Origin of the sequence: Neisseria sp. HMSC15G01 (assembly GCF_001808255.1) — a bacterium.
Lineage (GTDB): Bacteria > Pseudomonadota > Gammaproteobacteria > Burkholderiales > Neisseriaceae > Neisseria > Neisseria subflava_A.
The window spans coordinates 139584-155840 of the sequence record NZ_KV792697.1; the positions used below are offsets into that span (position 1 = coordinate 139584).

The 16257-nt window shown below is 48.8% G+C and carries 18 protein-coding genes; 7 read left to right on the forward strand and 11 right to left on the reverse strand.

Translation table 11 applies throughout. From position 1 onward, the window contains the following. Nucleotides 1-124 precede the first annotated feature (124 nt). Nucleotides 125-1177, reverse strand: coding sequence for a biotin synthase BioB (bioB, locus tag HMPREF3139_RS09710; RefSeq protein WP_070461800.1), 1053 nt, complete (start codon nucleotides 1175-1177; stop codon nucleotides 125-127). Between the two features lie 217 nt (nucleotides 1178-1394). On the opposite strand from bioB, the gene miaA reads away from it, so the two are divergent. The 3 genes from miaA to hpnC are packed head-to-tail and all read left to right on the forward strand — an operon-like array spanning nucleotide 1395 to nucleotide 3932. After that, complete coding sequence (miaA, locus tag HMPREF3139_RS09715) at nucleotides 1395-2336, forward strand: tRNA (adenosine(37)-N6)-dimethylallyltransferase MiaA (protein WP_070461802.1); 942 nt, start codon at nucleotides 1395-1397, stop codon at nucleotides 2334-2336. Between the two features lie 3 nt (nucleotides 2337-2339). Then, the gene (tadA, locus tag HMPREF3139_RS09720; RefSeq protein WP_070461804.1) at nucleotides 2340-3062 is read left to right on the forward strand and encodes a tRNA adenosine(34) deaminase TadA; all 723 of its coding nucleotides are present in this window, start codon (nucleotides 2340-2342) and stop codon (nucleotides 3060-3062) included. Between the two features lie 54 nt (nucleotides 3063-3116). Continuing rightward, nucleotides 3117-3932, forward strand: coding sequence for a squalene synthase HpnC (gene hpnC / locus HMPREF3139_RS09725; RefSeq protein WP_070461806.1), 816 nt, complete (start codon nucleotides 3117-3119; stop codon nucleotides 3930-3932). A gap of 48 nt (nucleotides 3933-3980) precedes the next feature. Here hpnC and htpX read toward each other — a convergent pair whose 3' ends face one another. The 7 genes from htpX to surE form a co-directional block, all read right to left on the reverse strand. Next, the gene (htpX, locus tag HMPREF3139_RS09730; protein WP_070461808.1) at nucleotides 3981-4820 is read right to left on the reverse strand and encodes a protease HtpX; all 840 of its coding nucleotides are present in this window, start codon (nucleotides 4818-4820) and stop codon (nucleotides 3981-3983) included. A gap of 191 nt (nucleotides 4821-5011) precedes the next feature. Further along, nucleotides 5012-5920, reverse strand: coding sequence for an oxygen-dependent coproporphyrinogen oxidase (gene hemF / locus HMPREF3139_RS09735; protein ID WP_063075822.1), 909 nt, complete (start codon nucleotides 5918-5920; stop codon nucleotides 5012-5014). A gap of 184 nt (nucleotides 5921-6104) precedes the next feature. Further along, nucleotides 6105-6488, reverse strand: coding sequence for a hypothetical protein (locus HMPREF3139_RS09740; RefSeq protein WP_070461810.1), 384 nt, complete (start codon nucleotides 6486-6488; stop codon nucleotides 6105-6107). Between the two features lie 129 nt (nucleotides 6489-6617). Further along, nucleotides 6618-7151: a C40 family peptidase gene (locus tag HMPREF3139_RS09745; RefSeq protein ID WP_070461948.1), complete on the reverse strand. Its 534-nt coding sequence runs from the start codon at nucleotides 7149-7151 to the stop codon at nucleotides 6618-6620. A gap of 43 nt (nucleotides 7152-7194) precedes the next feature. Beyond that, nucleotides 7195-8718: a phospholipase D family protein gene (locus HMPREF3139_RS09750; RefSeq protein WP_070461812.1), complete on the reverse strand. Its 1524-nt coding sequence runs from the start codon at nucleotides 8716-8718 to the stop codon at nucleotides 7195-7197. A 78-nt stretch (nucleotides 8719-8796) separates the two neighbouring features. Beyond that, nucleotides 8797-9708 carry a peptidoglycan DD-metalloendopeptidase family protein gene (locus tag HMPREF3139_RS09755; RefSeq protein ID WP_070461814.1) on the reverse strand — a complete coding sequence of 304 codons (912 nt, stop codon included), beginning with the start codon at nucleotides 9706-9708 and terminating at the stop codon, nucleotides 8797-8799. A 93-nt stretch (nucleotides 9709-9801) separates the two neighbouring features. Beyond that, nucleotides 9802-10557, reverse strand: coding sequence for a 5'/3'-nucleotidase SurE (surE, locus tag HMPREF3139_RS09760; protein WP_070461816.1), 756 nt, complete (start codon nucleotides 10555-10557; stop codon nucleotides 9802-9804). Between the two features lie 98 nt (nucleotides 10558-10655). Here surE and HMPREF3139_RS09765 point away from each other — a divergent pair, with 98 nt between their 5' ends. Next, a complete protein-coding gene (locus HMPREF3139_RS09765; protein WP_004520298.1) occupies nucleotides 10656-10994 on the forward strand; it encodes a cupin domain-containing protein in 339 nt (112 codons plus the stop codon). Between the two features lie 55 nt (nucleotides 10995-11049). Here the strand turns inward: HMPREF3139_RS09765 and HMPREF3139_RS09770 are convergent, their stop codons facing one another. Further along, a complete protein-coding gene (locus HMPREF3139_RS09770; protein WP_070461818.1) occupies nucleotides 11050-11418 on the reverse strand; it encodes a rhodanese-like domain-containing protein in 369 nt (122 codons plus the stop codon). 112 nt (nucleotides 11419-11530) lie between these two features. Then, nucleotides 11531-11866 carry a carboxymuconolactone decarboxylase family protein gene (locus HMPREF3139_RS09775; RefSeq protein WP_003686488.1) on the reverse strand — a complete coding sequence of 112 codons (336 nt, stop codon included), beginning with the start codon at nucleotides 11864-11866 and terminating at the stop codon, nucleotides 11531-11533. A 128-nt stretch (nucleotides 11867-11994) separates the two neighbouring features. Here HMPREF3139_RS09775 and HMPREF3139_RS09780 point away from each other — a divergent pair, with 128 nt between their 5' ends. Next, nucleotides 11995-12951 (forward strand): AraC family transcriptional regulator, encoded by a 957-nt coding sequence (locus HMPREF3139_RS09780; protein WP_070461820.1) that lies wholly within the window; start codon nucleotides 11995-11997, stop codon nucleotides 12949-12951. A 101-nt stretch (nucleotides 12952-13052) separates the two neighbouring features. On the opposite strand, the gene typA is transcribed toward HMPREF3139_RS09780, so the two are convergent. Further along, entirely contained in the window at nucleotides 13053-14864 is a 1812-nt protein-coding gene (typA, locus tag HMPREF3139_RS09785) for a translational GTPase TypA (RefSeq protein WP_070461822.1), read from the reverse strand. 418 nt (nucleotides 14865-15282) lie between these two features. Between typA and bfr (HMPREF3139_RS09790) the strand changes: the two genes are divergently transcribed. Together bfr (HMPREF3139_RS09790) and bfr (HMPREF3139_RS09795) are read left to right on the forward strand one after the other, a co-directional pair. Further along, nucleotides 15283-15747, forward strand: a complete 465-nt coding sequence (gene bfr, locus HMPREF3139_RS09790) for a bacterioferritin (RefSeq protein ID WP_070461824.1) — start codon at nucleotides 15283-15285, stop codon at nucleotides 15745-15747. Nucleotides 15748-15776: 29 nt separating this feature from the next. After that, nucleotides 15777-16250, forward strand: coding sequence for a bacterioferritin (gene bfr, locus HMPREF3139_RS09795; protein WP_003680736.1), 474 nt, complete (start codon nucleotides 15777-15779; stop codon nucleotides 16248-16250). Nucleotides 16251-16257 lie beyond the last annotated feature (7 nt).

Consider the following 16257-nt stretch of genomic DNA (forward strand, 5'->3'; position numbering starts at 1 on the left):
CCTTATCGGTTTGTTTATCAGGCTTCGGACGGGGCGGCACGCGCCGCGCCTGATGTTGCGCCGCGTGCAGGAGTGCCGTATGCCGTCTGAAAGCCTGTCCTTTCAGACGGCATTATGATGGCGGTTAATAGTCGACTTTGATTTTGGGTGTTTCCTGCGCGGCTTTGTATTCTTCTTCCAATTCAAAGCGCAGCGGATACAAATTCAATTTTTCCATCAGCAGGCGGTCGCCGTCTTCGTCCGGATTGCCCGTAGTCAGCAGCTTGTCGCCGTAGAAAATCGAGTTTGCGCCAGCCATGAAACACATGGCCTGCATGGATTCCGGCATATTGCTGCGGCCTGCGGACAGGCGGACGTAGCTCTCGGGCATGGTAATGCGCGCCACAGCGATGGTGCGGACAAATTCCGTCCAGTCCAAATCTTCGGCATCGGCCAGCGGTGTGCCTTCTACTTTAACCAACTGGTTAATCGGCACGCTTTCGGGCTGCGGGTCGAGGTTGGCAAGGCTGGCAATCAGGCCGGCGCGTTCGGCGCGGGTTTCGTTCATGCCGACGATGCCGCCGCAGCAGACTTTCAAACCGGCATTGCGGACTTTGCCCAAAGTATCCATGCGGTCTTCGTGTTTGCGGGTGTGGATGATGTCGTTGTAGCGTTCGGGGTCGGTGTCGAGGTTGTGGTTGTAGTAGTCCAGACCGGCTTTTTTGAAGTCTTCCGCCATGCCGTCTTCGAGCATGCCGAAGGTGCCGCACACTTCCATGCCCAAGCCTTTCACCGCGCTGATGATTTCGGAAACGACAGCCACGTCTTTGGGTTTGGGGCCGCGCCATGCCGCTCCCATGCAGAAACGGCTGGCGCCGCGCGATTGGGCAATTTTGGCTTTTTCGACGATTTCGTCCACATCCATCATCTGCTCTTTGCCCAGATTGGTGTTGTGGTGTGCCGATTGCGGGCAGTAGGCGCAGTCTTCGGGGCAACCGCCGGTTTTGATGGAGAGCAGGGTGGAAAGTTGGATTTCGCGCGGGTTGAAGTTTTGGCGGTGGATTTCGGCGGCTTGGAAAACGAGGTCGAGGAAAGGCAGTCCAAACAAAGCCTCGACATCGCATTTTTTCCAATAACGCGCAGTCGGATGCGGCTTGCGCTCGGTTTGACGGCGCAAGGCTACGGGAGATACGGTCATAGTGTGTTCTTTCGTGTTTACAGCGACGCAGTGTCGCTGACGGCTTGACTGCCGGCGCAATGACGGCAGCAGCAGGTTTGAAATCAATATAAAAGGCCGTCTGAAACGGCGCAGCAAGTGTAACGCTTTTGATAATGTAGAGCAAATGTTTCAGACGGCCTGAAATATGGTTTGCCCGGGTTTGCTATAATCGCATTTTTAATTTTTCCGTTTTCTTATGAACGCGCCCAAAGCCTTCGCCGTACTCGGCCCGACCGCCGGCGGTAAAACCGCACTGGCCTTAAATATTGCCCAATCGCTGCCGGTGGAAATCATCAGTTTGGATTCCGCACTGGTGTATCGCGGCATGGACATCGGTACGGCCAAGCCGACTGCCGAAGAGCTTGCCGCCGTACCGCATCATTTGATTGATATTATTTCGCCGCTGGAAAGTTACAGTGCGGCAGATTTTGTCGGCGACTGCGTGCGCTTGGTGAACGAAATACATGCGCGCGGTCGCTATCCGCTGATTGTCGGCGGTACGATGATGTATTTCCACGCGCTGACGGAAGGTTTGAACGACTTACCTAGCGCGGATGCGGCAGTGCGCGCACAGCTTCAGGCAGAAAAAAACGAACACGGTCTGGCAGGCCTATATCGCCGTTTGCAGGAAGTTGACCCGATTACAGCAGGCCGTCTGAAAGCCAATGACAGTCAGCGTATTGAGCGCGCTTTGGAAGTCTATCTTCTGACCAGCAAGCCTTTGAGCGAACATTTCACAGAGCAGAAGCAGGCTGCGCCCTTATTGGATTTATGCACGGTTGCCCTGATTCCCGAAGACCGCCATTTGTTACACCAGCAAATCGAAAAACGCTTTTTAAATATGCTGGAACACGGTTTCCTCGATGAAATGCACGCCTTACGCCGCGATTATCCGCAGCTGCATGCCGATATGCCGTCTATGCGCTGCGTGGGCTACCGTCAGGCTTGGGATTATCTCGAAGGCGAAACCGATTATGTTACCTTTGTCGAAAAAGGCATTGTCGCCACGCGCCAGCTTGCCAAACGCCAGTTGACCTGGTTGCGGAAAATTCCTTTGGCGCACACGTTAGATCCTTACTCAGACAGCGATTATGTTCAGACGGCCTTAGCCTTGGCGCGTCAGCATTTTCAGGAATAATCCATGCTGACCACGCCACCACTTGCCCCTAAAACATTGACCGCGCTAAAAGAATTGGGTGTTTGTACGCTGGAAGATTTACAGGAAATCGGCGCAGTCCGCACATTTCTATTGCTGAAAGCGTCGGGTTTGACCGTAACCAAAAGCACCTTGTGGCAACTGGCTGCGCTGGTTTCAGGTGTAGATGTCCGGCATATTTCCGAGGAGAGAAAGACGGAGCTGGGCGAGGCCTTGAAAAACCATCCGCCTGTTGCCGTTTTCCCTTCGCAAAACGATATGGAAACCTTTATGCGGCTGGCGATAGAACAGGCCAGACAATCGGCGGCCTTGGGCGAGATACCAGTTGGCGCGCTCATCGTATATCAAGGTAAGGCAATCGCAGCGGCACACAATACCTGCATTGGCGACCACAATGTCAGCCACCACGCCGAAATTAATGCGCTTGCCGCCGCAGGTAAGGCCTTGCAAAACTATCGCTTGGCAGACTGCGACGTGTATATCACATTAGAGCCTTGCTCCATGTGCGCATCTGCCTTGATACAGGCGCGGGTCGGGCGCGTGATTTATGGTGCGGCCGAAGCCAAAACCGGTGCGGCAGGCAGCGTGGTCGATTTGTTTGCCGACAAACGTCTGAACAAGCATACCGCAATTTTGGGCGGCATATTGGCAGAAGAATGCCAAAGCGTATTGCAGGATTTCTTTGCGGCCAAACGTAAGGCCGTCTGAATTTCAGACGGCCTGTCAGCAAAAACACTTTATTTTAAATTTTCGGATTTCCCCATGTCAGTCAATCATTACGAAAACTTCCCAGTCGGCTCTATTGTGCTGCCGCGCCGTTTGCGCAAGCCGGTTCACGCCGTTTACGCTTTTGCGCGGACGGCGGACGATATTGCCGACGAAGGCAATGCCGAAGCAGTCGAACGCCTGCGCCAACTGGACAAACTGAAGGCAGAGTTAGACCGCATTGCAAAAGGAGGGGAACCGCAAACGGCATTGATGCAGCGTTTATATAACGAAGCGATTGTGCCGTTTCAATTACCGTTGCAGCCGTTTTATGATTTGCTGGCGGCGTTCAGTCAGGATGTAGTCAAAACCCGTTATGAAAACTTTGGCGAATTGATTGCCTATTGCCGCTTGTCCGCCAATCCGGTGGGGCGCATTATGCTGCATTTGTACGGGCAAACCGATGAAGTGAGCATGGCGCAAAGCGACGGCATTTGCATTGCCTTGCAGCTGATTAATTTCTGGCAGGACGTGGCGGTAGATTGGCAGAAAGGGCGCGTGTACATCCCTCAGGAAGATTTGCGGAAGTTCAAAGTCAGTGAAGGGCAGATTGCGGCCGGCAAAGCCGACTTCGCCTTTCAACGATTGATGGCGCACGAGTGCCAACGTGCTTTTCAAATGCTGAAGGCAGGCTCGCCGTTGGGCAAAACCCTCAAAGGGCGAATCGGTTTTGAGCTGCGCATGATTATTGTCGGCGGCCAGTTGATTTTGCAGAAGCTGGACGGTTGCAAATATGACGTGTTTAACCAGCGGCCGCTGTTGGATAAGAAAGACTGGATGATTATCATCAAACGGGCTTTGATGAAGAAATAAAAAAAGGCCGTCTGAAATGGATGTTTCAGACGGCCTTGATGTTTTCGATTAGCGGTTTTTCAAACGGTTGATGCGGTTGTCCAAAGAAGGATGGGTACTGAACCAAGAGTCTTTGGATTCGCTGGCAATGCCCATTGCGGTCATGGTTTGCGGCAGATCGCTGGTGCTGCCTTTTAAGCGTTGCAGGGCGGCAATCATTTTCGGCGCGCCCACCAGTTTTGCAGCGCCCGCATCGGCGCGGTATTCGCGTTGGCGGCTGAACCACATCACAATGATGCTGGCGAGGAAGCCGAATACGATCTGCAATACCATGCTGACCATAAAATATGTACCTTGCGAAGTGCTGCCGTCATTGTTGCGCGCCACCATGCTGGAAACGATACGCGCCAAGAAGACGACGAAAGTATTCACAATACCTTGAATCAGCGTCAGCGTTACCATATCGCCGTTGCCGACGTGCGCCATTTCATGCGCCAAAACGGCTTCGACTTCATCGCGGGTCATGTGGTCGAGCAGGCCGGTGCTGACGGCGACGAGCGAGCTGTTTTTAGTCGCGCCGGTTGCAAAGGCGTTAGGCTCTGGAGAGTCGTAAATGGCTACTTCCGGTGTTTTCAGATTCCATTGGCGGGCTTGCGCTTCAACAGTTGCCAACAGCCAAGCTTCTTCTTCGCTTTGGGGCTGGTCGATGACGACGGCGCCGACCGAATGTTTGGCGATGGTTTTCGACATCAGCAGGGAGACAATCGAGCCGCTGAAGCCGACGACTGCGGAATAAGCCAACAGGCTGCCGACTTGGTCGGTACTGTTGATGCCCAAGATGGCCAAAATAACACGGATGACACCCAGAACTGCGATATTGGTTGCGATAAATAAGAAAATGCGTTTCACCGATTATTCCTTTTTAGTGTGGTTTGTGAGGTGATTTTTATATGGGCGCATTGTCTCAAAAACTCTATAGAGATGAAACAGCGCAATAGGCAAAGGTATGCAAATTCAAAGCAATTGAAGCAAAGGCCGTCTGAAAAAGCAGGATTTATGATTAAAAACAGCTTTTCAGACGGCCTGATTGCAAACAGATATTATTTTCCGAATTCCTGCAGCCAGTCTCGCGCTACCAAAAATTGATTTAATGCGGCTTCTGGAGAACCTTCTTCCGGCGCATATTGATACTCGAAGCGTACTAAAGGCGGCATGGACATCAAAATGCTTTCCGTACGACCGCCGCTTTGCAGGCCAAACAGCGTGCCTCTGTCCCAAACCAAGTTAAATTCCACATAGCGTCCGCGACGGTAGAGTTGGAAATCTCGTTCACGTTCTCCATAAGGCGTATTTTTGCGTTTGGCCACAATCGGTAGATACGCTGCGATATAGCCTTCCCCGACTGCCTTGATAAAATTCAAGCAGGTATCGAAATCCCAGCGGTTTAAATCGTCAAAAAACAGGCCGCCCACGCCACGTGTTTCGTTACGGTGTTTCAAATAGAAATATTCGTCACACCATTGTTTGAATTCAGGATAAACCGATTCTCCAAATGGCGCGCATACGTCCCGAGTCACTGTGTGCCAATGCACGATATCTTCTTCAAAAGGATAAAACGGCGTCAAATCAAAGCCGCCGCCAAACCACCAAACCGGCTCGGCATTTTCAGGGTAGGCAATAAAAAAGCGCACATTGGCATGGCTGGTCGGAACATAAGGATTTTTCGGATGAATGACCAGCGACACGCCCATGGCTTCAAACGCCGCGCCTGCCAATTCCGGACGATGGGCCGTAGCAGAAGCCGGCATTTTTGTTCCCTTTACATGCGAAAAATTCACACCGGCCTGCTCGAATACTGCGCCGTTTTTCAATACACGGGTTTCGCCGATACCCAGCTTCCCAGTCCATACTTCATGCACAAATTTGGCTTCGCCATCTTCTTGCTCCAGCGCGGCGCAGATTTGGTTTTGCAGTGTTTTGAGGAGGGTTAGAACGGATTCTGTGTGCATGATATATCCTTGATGGTTTCGTATTTGTAAAATGACAGGGCGGAAGATGATTTAAGTTGTTGAAACTAATTGTTATTTTTCTGTTTCTTTATTATGGGTAAATTTTTGCATGGGCGTATCTTGCAATCAAGCGTTACTCATCGGCAATAGATTGAAAGGTATTACGGGGTTAAAAATACAGTTGCTACTCTTGCTGCATGATATTGGCAAGATTTAATTTAAATGTTTGTTGAATCTTGTTTACATCCTTAGCAAAAATATGATAGTCACTCGAAGAATAGATAGATTTTATTCTATCCAAATTAGTTTGTTGATAACATTTTTTCATTTCCGCGATGAAAAAATTATCTTTTCCTCTTTCATTGAGACAGTTATTTTCTAACAGATAGATTGCCCATGCTGTAAAAATAAATATACTATCTTCCGGATATTCAGATAAATAAATTTCGAATTCAATTATAGAATATTCAGCTGCTTCAATTAATGTTATATCTAAATCTCTGACAAATTTTTCCGTTATATTTTTAAATAATTTCTTGAATTCTATATAATTTTTTATTTTTTCCATGATTCTATTTTCCTGTAAAAATATTTAATTGAATATTTGGATAGCGATTTCTAAACTCTAAAATAACATTGCTGCAAGATTGACAGGCCTTTAATGATGATATTGCGATACCTTTCAGACGGCCTTGATTTATTCAGTAAAAAAAGTATGTGCGCCCAAATAGTTTTTTGCGTAGAACGGAGTGGAAAGTTTTTCGGTTTTGATGGTTTTACCGCTGCTGGGGGCGTGAATAAATTCGCCGTTGCCGATGTAGAGGCCGACATGGGAATATTTGTGTGCGCCGCCGGTATTGAAGAAGACAAGATCGCCGGCTTTCAATTTGCTGTCGGGAATTTTTCGGCTGGCTGCGGCCATATCGCGTGCGGTGCGTGGCAGATTGACGTTGAGGGCGTTTTTATAGACGAATTGGATCATGCCGCTACAGTCAAAGCCTGTGGCTGTGGTGCTGCCTCCCCATTTGTAGGGCGTACCGATCAGGCCTAGGCTGTGAAGCATCAATTCCTGCGAACCTTGGGTGTGGTCGATATGGGAAATGCGGACAGGTTGGATTGTTCTGGCGGTTGTTTGCGGCTTGTGGGATTTATGCTTGCCAGTGGTGCCGCAGGAGGCCAACAATAAGCAGGTGGGACAAACAAATAGGGTTTTGCAGATGAGTCGAGACATGGTGAATTCCTCCGGCTGCATGATTTTTGTTTTCAGACGGCCTCTATAATAATCCTTCTATGGGCAGGATGGACAGGATTTTTGAAGTCATCCGTTTCCAGAACTTGGCTTCGGGTTCGTGTGCGTAAGTTCGTTTTTCGCTTGGGTCATACCAGTATAGTTTGTTGTAATTGCCAAGCGTTACCTGATAGGCGTAGCTTGGGGTGGTCGTAACGAGGGTGCGCTGCATTTGGCCTGCGATTTCGGGGCTTTCGATGACGACACCCATTTCGGTATTGAGGCGTGCGGAGCGTGGGTCGAGGTTGAATGAGCCGATGAAAACGCGTTTCTCGTCCACGATGAATGTTTTGGCATGCAGGCTGGTGGTGGAGCTACCGGTTAAGCCGCGGTCTTTGGTGGTCGGAACGGCATGATTGGGTTGGAGTTCGTATAGTTTGACCCCGGCTTTGAGCAAAGGCTTGCGGTATTTGACGTAGCCGGAATGGACGGCGGCAACGTCGGTTGCTTGGAGCGAATTGGTCAAAACGGTAACGTCCACGCCGTTGTGTATCAGTTTTTCTATGGCTTTGACACCTGATTTTGTGGGTACAAAATAGGGCGAGACAAGGTAAACGCTTTTTTCAGGTTGCTTGAGGGCGTCTTGCAGGCGTTCGGAAATAGGCGGTTTGTGCCGGTCGCGGTCTAAGCCTTTGGCCGGGTCATCGCTGATCAGGCGTGTGCTGACGCTTTGCCACTCCATAAGGTTGCTCTGCATTTTTTGATAGAGGTTGGAGTGTTCGATGCTTTGACGGTAGCGGATGAGCGTTTGGTTTTTATCTTGGTCGGTGTAATCAAGCTCTGCCAATCCTTTTTTCAGGTTTCCCCGTTTGATAATGCTGGTCGCGTTGTAGGCGGAATGGCTTGCCCAATAGCGGTCGAAGTCTTGGGACACTTCTGTTACTACGCGGCCTGTGGCGAGGATATCGAGGTCGGCAAAGATGGTATCGTCGTTAACCTTAAAATATTCGTCGCCGATATTGCGTCCGCCCAAAATGGTGGCACGGTTGTCGGCGGTAAACGATTTGTTGTGCATCCGGCGGTTAAGTCGCGGAAAGTCAGCAACGTAGCCGAGTGCACGCCATTTTCTGAAAATAAAGGGATTAAACAGACGGACTTCAATATTGGGATGATTGTCGAGTGCCAGCAGGAGATCATCCATGCCGTTGGTGTTGTTGTCGTCCAGAAGCAAACGCACACGGACGCCGCGTTCAGCTGCACGATGAATCAGGTTGAACAGAAGCTTGCCGGAGATGTCGTTGTGCCAGATATAGTATTGTAAATCGAGGGTATGGTCGGCGGATTCAATCAGGGTAGCACGAGCGACAAAGGCTTCATGGGCATCGTTCAGCAGATAGATATGGGAAACATCAGTCTTGGAGGATGTAGAAGGAATACCTAATGCGCTGTCCAGCCGCGGGGTTGCAGGTATGTCAAGATAACTGCTTTGGGTGCGTTCGTCCAATGATGGCAAAAACGCGGCGCAACCGCCCAATAGCAGGGTATAAAGAAAGGGAAGATGAAATTTCATGGGAAACCGGTACAAACAATCCCTACCTAAATGACATTTAGGCAGGGATTGAATTGAAATTAGGTTGCTTGAATCAGCTTAGAAGGCAACATAATTTGCCGGATTGACCGGTTTGCCGTTTTGACGGATTTCAAAGTGCAACTGAGTACGAGATGCATCGGTATTACCCATGTGCGCAATGGTTTGACCGCGTTTAACGGTTTGGTTTTCATTAACCAGCAGACGTTGGTTGTGGCCGTATGCGCTCAAGAATGAGGAGTTGTGTTGGATGATGACCAAGTTGCCGTAACCGCGCAAGCCTGAGCCTGCGTAAACGACTTTACCGTCTGCCGCTGCAACGACAGGCTGACCTTGTGTACCAGCAATATCCACGCCTTTGTTGCTGCCGCCGAAGTTGGCAATAACGTTACCGGTAGTCGGACGCTGCCATGTGATGCCGCTGACGTTGCGGCTGCTGCCGGTAGATACGGTTGGTGTATTGGCAGGAGTGCTTGGAGCCGGAGCAGTGGTTGTCGTTGTTGGCGTAGAAGGTTTGCTTGCAGAAGCTGCAGGTGCAACGTAGCCTTCAGGTTTCACGCGCAGGGTTTGACCAATGCTGATGGTGTTGTCGGCCAGGTTATTCCATGCACGCAGATTGTCTTGGGTAATATTGTAACGTTTGGAGATGTTGTAAACGGTATCACCACGAACAACGGTATGTGTCGCTGCATTAATATCAACAGGCGCGTAAGAAGGCGTGTAAGTGCCGGTGCTGCCGCTGTTGTATGTTGGAGCAGGTGTACTTGCCGGCGGAGTGTATGGAGCATCTGCCGCTGGGCTGGTGTTGGTATTGTAAGGCGCTGCGCCGTAAGGATTGTCAACGGTAGAGCCTGTTGTTGAACCACCGCTTTGTGTGCCGACGACTACAGGAGCCGGTTGTTGGCTGGCACAGGCTGCAAGTAATAAAACCAAAGCTGCCGATCCGGCATAAGATACACTTTTTTTCAACATGTTAATGACTTTCGTATTCGGGTAATTGTTCTCGTCGAGGCATATCATAATAAAAATATGCTTGATTCTCAAGTGTTCGGCTGTTAGGGACTGTTAAGGCGCAGGGATTTCTGACCAAAAGGAAGCAGTTTGCTCCATTTGTCCGTAGGCAGTCAAATCGACTTGCAGGGGGGTTATCGTGATGAAGCCGGACGCGCATTCGCCAAAGTCGGTACCTTCTTCGCTATCGGAAACATCGCCGACCGGCCCAATCCAATAAATTTGTTCGCCACGTGGATTATACATGGGAACAATGCTTTGTTCATGATGACGGCGGCCGAGCCGTGTAATTTTTATGCCTTGGATATCCTCAGGTGCGACGGCAGGGATATTGATGTTCCATAAGATGGGTTCGGAAATAGGGCGTTTGAGAAAGTAGGAAAGCAGTATCCAAGCGGCTTTTTCTGCGGTTTCCCAATAACGGCCGCTGGAGTCGGCAAGTGAGAAAGCAATGGCGGGAATGCCCATCAGGTAGGCTTCCGTCGCGGCGGCAACCGTACCGGAATAAAGCGTATCGTCGCCCATGTTTGCGCCGTTGTTAATGCCGGACAAAACTAAGTCGGGTTTGAAATCGGCGAGGGCGTGTTGGCCGACATGAATGCAGTCGGTGGGCGTACCATTCACATAGTAAAACCCGTTTTCCGCCTGTTTCAGTTGTAAAGGACGGTCTAAAGTCAGGGAATTGCTGACGCCGCTGCGATCGCGTTCGGGCGCAACCACCCTAACATTGGCAAATTCCGAGCACACTCTTGCCAAAATAGCCAAACCGGGCGCAAGATAACCATCGTCGTTTGAGATTAATATGTTCATGTGACAATATTGTGTCTATCGGTAAGATAGGCCGTATTGTACTGGTTTGCTTGAGCGATTGTCCATGAATCGGCAACGTTTGGGCGGAAAGGATAATAATGAAACATTATGAGTTAGACCCCAAAGCTTTATTGGGCGGCGTGATTGCTTCAGACGGCAATCAGGAGATTGTTCAGCTTTCACTGCAGAAGAATAATGAAATTCCGGCATATGAGGCGGATGCGATTATTTTGCTTTTGGTTTTAAACGGCAAAGCCGAAATCAAAACGGTGGACGAAGTTTTGCAAACCGAAGGCTTGCAAGTTATCCGTCTTGAGCCAATGGAAGCGCATAGCATTCGCGCGTTGGCCGATAACACCAATATTTTGGTTATCAAACAATTGATTCATGAAACAGGTCTCAGCAAACGTTTGAGATTTGGAAGTTGCTGTCTGTGATGTCAATAAAGGCCGTCTGAAAAGTATCAGACGGCCTTTTTAAAATCAACCAGATTTATTTCAAACCTTTTTTCACCAAGTCTTCATAACCGCCATGGTTGGTTACGTTGGTGTAGCCCGCTTTTTTCAGCTCAGTCAGCGCGGCTTCTGCACGGCGGCCACTGCGGCAGTAGAGGTTGACCGGTGCGTTTTTATCCGGGCTGACGGATTTGATGCGGTCAACGATTTGGTCATGCGGAATATTGAGCGCACCTTGCAAATGGCCTTCTTTAAATTCTTCGGCAGAGCGGACATCAATCCAAACGCCTTTTGCTTTTGCAGGTTGTGCCGCAATTTTTTCAATTTTAGGCATAGAGGCAGCGGAAGCGGCCAAAGGAGTGGCAACAGCGGCGGCAAAAAGTACGGCGGTCAGCAGTTTCTTCATGGTTCAATCTCCTATTAGACAGAAAACAATATGATAACTTTATCAGTTTAGCATTTCATCAGGCCGTCTGAAAGGGGAGTTGGCTTTCAGACGGCCTGATTTTACAAACCGATTAGCGTTGGGTTTCTACTGCTTCCAAAGCGCGCAAAGCGTAGGTATAAGCGGCACCTGCATTCAGAGCGATAGCGGTGGCCAATGCGCCGGCGATTTCGCTTTCGGTTGCACCTGCTTTAGCTGCAGCGGCAGCATGCACGCTGATACAGCTTTCGCAACGTGTGGTAATGGCAACGGCGATGGCGATCAGTTCGCGTGTTTTGGCATCCAGTGCTTCGGCAGCGGCTGCTTGATCCAGTGCGCCGTAGGCTTGCAGCATTTTAGGATGGTTTTTACCCAGTTCACCGAATGCTTTTTTTACCAAGGCGGTATGTTCAGGCCAGTCTTTAAACATGATATGTCCTTTCTTAATGTGAGTGGATAAGATAAAAAATCCTATCCGTTTGTGTTTAGTGTGTGTATTATTGCAATAATTGGAAGAATAAAATCGTCAAAACATCTCATTTATTGGTAAAAAACACTATGGATATTTTGGATAGGCTGGTCGAATTGGCGCAGGTAAAAGGCAGCGTGGATGTTCAATGTCTTTTTCGGGGGAAGTGGTATGTGCGGCATGAGCCCAAGCGTGCGCATGGTTTGGTGCATATCGTAACTGCCGGTTCGGGTTATATCCGAATTGATGGGGAGCAAGAGGCAAGGCTGCTGAGTGCGGGGGATGTCATTTTTTTCCCGCGTAGTGTAGGGCATACTTTGAGCAGCGATAGCAGTTGTGAAAATCTTGGTGTTAATGTGCTGACGAGTGAAAAAGGCGCATTTAAAGTCAAGCAAAGTCATGCAGGAGGCGATGCGGCTTTGCATCTTTTCTGTGCACGGTTTGAATATGAAGCGCAGGCGGATATTATGGCGGGGCTGCCTGATACGGTTTTACTGAATATCAACCATCCTTCTTTGCAGTATTTGGTGGCGTTATTGCAATATGAGAGCGGTCAAGCTTTGTCAGGTTCGGTAGCGGTTGTGAACGCATTGGCTTCGGTGTTGTTGGTATTTCTACTTCGAGCCAGCCTAGAGAAAAATGGGGAAGCGCAATTAAGCGGTTTGCTGAATGGTTGGCAGGATAAACGCCTGCGGAATCTGCTTCAGGCAGTAGTGGATAAGCCGGAAGAGGAATGGAATATCGAGAAAATGACCGCGATGGCCAACTTATCTCGCGCCCAGTTGATGCGGGTATTTAAGCAGCAGACGGGAACAAGCCCGCATGCCTTTGTAAACAGTATCCGCTTACAGCAGGGGGCATTATTGTTGAAACAGACGGCGGATTCGGTTTTATCGGTTGCGCTCTCGGTGGGTTTTCAATCGGAAACGCATTTTGGCAAGGCATTTAAAAAGCAATATGGGATATCGCCGGGGCAATATCGAAAAAATGATCGCGCTGATGAAGCGGCAGTACAAGCGGAAGAAATACCGATTTACTTTATTTGAACAGATGATAAAAGGCCGTCTGAAAGTGTGAAAATGAAATCTAGGATTTCTAAAACACTTTTCAGACGGCCTTAATTTTAAAACGTATCAATCAAACAGAATTAGTCCAGTTTTTTGAAATGACGGCGACGTTCCAATTCGCTCAGGTAGCGTTTACGCAGGCGGATGGATTGTGGCGTAATTTCAACCAGTTCGTCATCGTCGATGAACTCAACTGCGCCTTCCAAAGTCAATTTGATCGGCGTAGTCAGGCGCACGGCTTCATCTGTACCGCTGGCGCGGACGTTGGTCAGTTTTTTACCTTTCAGAGGGTTTACCACCAAGTCGTTGTCGCGACTGTGAATACCGATAATCATACCTTCGTAGACTTTGTCGTTTGGAGAAACGAACATACGGCCGCGGTCTTCCAAGTTCCACAGGGCGTAAGCAACGGCTTCACCTTGCTCTTGAGAAACCAGTACGCCGTTGTGACGGCCGGGCATATCAGGTTTAACCGGAGCATAGTCGTCAAAAACGTGGCTCATCAAGCCGGTGCCGCGGGTCAAAGTCAGGAATTCGCCTTGGAAACCGATCAGACCGCGTGCAGGAATGTGGTATTCCAGACGGGTACGGCCATTACCGTCGCTTTCCATATTGGTCAATTCGCCACGGCGACGGCCAAGCTCTTCCATAACGGCACCTTGGTTGTCATCAGGTACGTCCACGGTCAGGTTTTCGTAAGGCTCGCATTTTTGACCGTTGATTTCACGGAATACCACGCGCGGTTTACCGACTGCCAATTCAAAGCCTTCACGGCGCATGTTTTCCAACAAAATGGTCAGGTGCAATTCGCCACGGCCGGAAACGCGGAATACATCAGCGTCGGCAGTATCTTCAACACGCAGGGCAACGTTGGTCAGCAATTCTTTTTGCAGGCGGTCGCGGATTTGGCGGGAAGTCACGAATTTGCCTTCAGTACCGGCCAAAGGAGAAGTATTGACCATAAAGTCCATGGTCAAGGTAGGCTCGTCCACGCTCAACATAGGCAAGCCTTTAGGATTGTCTTTGTCGGTAATGGTTACGCCGATACCGATGTCTTCGATACCGGAAATAATCACGATATCGCCGGCTTCAGCTTCTTCCAAAGGTACGCGTTCCAAGCCTTGGAAGCCCAACAGCTGGTTGATGCGGCCTTGGGCAACTTGTTCTTCATGATTCATCACGGCAACAACTTGGCCGGGTTTGATGCGGCCGTTCAGGATGCGGCCGATACCGAGGCGGCCGGTATAGTTGTCGTAGTCCAGTTGGGAAATTTGGAGTTGCAGCGTTTCGTCCGCGCTGCCGCTTGGTGCAGGCGTGTGTTTCAAAATGGTCTCGAACAGAGGACGCATATCGCTGCTCTCGTCGTTCTCATCCAGTTTGGCAAAGCCGGACAGGCCGGAAGCATAGACGATAGGGAAGTCCAATTGTTCGTCGGTTGCGCCCAGGTTGTCGAACAATTCGAATGTTTGGTCGATAACCCAGCTTGGACGGGCAGACGGTTTGTCGATTTTGTTGATAACAACGATAGGTTTCAGACCCAAAGCCAAGGCTTTTTTGGTCACGAAACGGGTTTGCGGCATAGGGCCTTCTTGTGCGTCAACCAACAGTACGACGCAGTCAACCATGCCCAATACACGTTCCACTTCGCCACCAAAATCGGCGTGTCCCGGGGTATCTACGATGTTGATGTGGTAGCCTTCGTATTCGATGGCGGTATTTTTAGCGAGAATGGTAATGCCGCGTTCTTTTTCAAGATCGTTGCTGTCCATGACGCGTTCTTCGACTTGCTGGTTGGAACGGAATGTACCGGACTGGCGCAGCAATTGGTCAACTAATGTGGTTTTGCCATGGTCGACGTGGGCGATGATGGCAATATTGCGGATTTGTTTCATGATAATTTATAAGGTTTAGCTGGTTGCTTAAAAAAAAGATAACTGGCGATTATAGCACGATTCGCAAGTGATGACGGAATGGGAGATTCAAAAAAATCAGGTAAAAGCAGTTGAGAATAATTCATAATTAAATTTGATTGATTTTGTTGGATTATTTGCTTTTATTTATGGTTAACGAATGTAAATGTTTTTGAATAATGCAATGGATTCTTAATATTAATGTCAAAAAATTGTTATTAAAAACAGGGGATTAATTTTTCAGACGGCCTTTTAGGCAGGTTAAATTTTTTGATAATTGTTTGTATTTTAAATAGAAAATTTGTCAAAAGTGCTACTTGTGCATACAATTACCTCATTCCATAACAACATACGAATCTTCATTCGTGATTATCAACTTTTAAAAGAAAGAGAAAGAATTATGCAAGGCAACCAAGCAGTTATTGATTACATGAACGAATTATTGTCTGGTGAGTTGGCTGCTCGCGACCAATATTTTATCCACTCTCGCCTGTACTCTGAATGGGGTTACACCAAACTGTTCGAACGTTTGAACCACGAGATGGAAGAAGAAACCACTCACGCCGAAGACTTCATCCGTCGTATCCTGATGTTGGGCGGTACGCCTAAAATGACCCGTGCCGAACTGAACATCGGTACTGACGTAGTCTCTTGTCTGAAAGCAGACTTGAATACTGAATACGAAGTACGCGATGCGTTGAAAAAAGGCATCAAATTGTGCGAAGAAGCTCAAGACTACGTTACCCGCGATTTGATGGTTGCCCAACTGAAAGACACTGAAGAAGATCACGCTCACTGGTTGGAACAACAACTGCGTCTGATCGAATTGGTCGGCGAAGGCAACTACTACCAAAGCCAACTGTAATCTAGCCTATAACATATAAGGAGCTGAATATGAAAGGCGATCGCTTAGTTATTCGCGAGCTGAACAAAAACTTAGGTTTGTTGCTGATTACCATTAACCAATACTTCCTGCATGCCCGCATTTTGAAAAACTGGGGTTTTGAAGAATTGGGCGAACACTTCTTCAAACAATCCATCCGCGAAATGAAATCCGCAGACGATTTGATCGAGCGTATTTTGTTCTTGGAAGGCCTGCCTAATCTGCAAGAATTGGGTAAACTGTTGATCGGTGAATCTACCGAAGAAATCATTGCCTGCGATCTGAAAAAAGAGTATGAAAAACATGATGCTCTGGTTGCAGCCATCGCTCTTGCAGAAGAGCAACAAGACTACGTCAGCCGTGATTTGTTGGAAAAACAAAAAGACATCAACGAAGAACACATCGACTGGCTTGAAACTCAGCAGGAATTAATTGGTAAAGTTGGTTTGCCAAACTACCTGCAAACAGCGGCGCAAGAGGACTAAAACACAA

Coding starts and splice junctions, on each gene's coding strand:
- bioB (WP_070461800.1), bottom strand. CDS start 1,177: ATGACCGTATCTCCCGTAGCCTTGCGCCGTCAAACCGAGCGCAAGCCG.
- miaA (WP_070461802.1), top strand. CDS start 1,395: ATGAACGCGCCCAAAGCCTTCGCCGTACTCGGCCCGACCGCCGGCGGT.
- tadA (WP_070461804.1), top strand. CDS start 2,340: ATGCTGACCACGCCACCACTTGCCCCTAAAACATTGACCGCGCTAAAA.
- hpnC (WP_070461806.1), top strand. CDS start 3,117: ATGTCAGTCAATCATTACGAAAACTTCCCAGTCGGCTCTATTGTGCTG.
- hemF (WP_063075822.1), bottom strand. CDS start 5,920: ATGCACACAGAATCCGTTCTAACCCTCCTCAAAACACTGCAAAACCAA.
- HMPREF3139_RS09740 (WP_070461810.1), bottom strand. CDS start 6,488: ATGGAAAAAATAAAAAATTATATAGAATTCAAGAAATTATTTAAAAAT.
- HMPREF3139_RS09745 (WP_070461948.1), bottom strand. CDS start 7,151: ATGTCTCGACTCATCTGCAAAACCCTATTTGTTTGTCCCACCTGCTTA.
- HMPREF3139_RS09750 (WP_070461812.1), bottom strand. CDS start 8,718: ATGAAATTTCATCTTCCCTTTCTTTATACCCTGCTATTGGGCGGTTGC.
- HMPREF3139_RS09755 (WP_070461814.1), bottom strand. CDS start 9,708: ATGTTGAAAAAAAGTGTATCTTATGCCGGATCGGCAGCTTTGGTTTTA.
- surE (WP_070461816.1), bottom strand. CDS start 10,557: ATGAACATATTAATCTCAAACGACGATGGTTATCTTGCGCCCGGTTTG.
- HMPREF3139_RS09765 (WP_004520298.1), top strand. CDS start 10,656: ATGAAACATTATGAGTTAGACCCCAAAGCTTTATTGGGCGGCGTGATT.
- HMPREF3139_RS09770 (WP_070461818.1), bottom strand. CDS start 11,418: ATGAAGAAACTGCTGACCGCCGTACTTTTTGCCGCCGCTGTTGCCACT.
- HMPREF3139_RS09775 (WP_003686488.1), bottom strand. CDS start 11,866: ATGTTTAAAGACTGGCCTGAACATACCGCCTTGGTAAAAAAAGCATTC.
- HMPREF3139_RS09780 (WP_070461820.1), top strand. CDS start 11,995: ATGGATATTTTGGATAGGCTGGTCGAATTGGCGCAGGTAAAAGGCAGC.
- typA (WP_070461822.1), bottom strand. CDS start 14,864: ATGAAACAAATCCGCAATATTGCCATCATCGCCCACGTCGACCATGGC.
- bfr (WP_070461824.1), top strand. CDS start 15,283: ATGCAAGGCAACCAAGCAGTTATTGATTACATGAACGAATTATTGTCT.
- bfr (WP_003680736.1), top strand. CDS start 15,777: ATGAAAGGCGATCGCTTAGTTATTCGCGAGCTGAACAAAAACTTAGGT.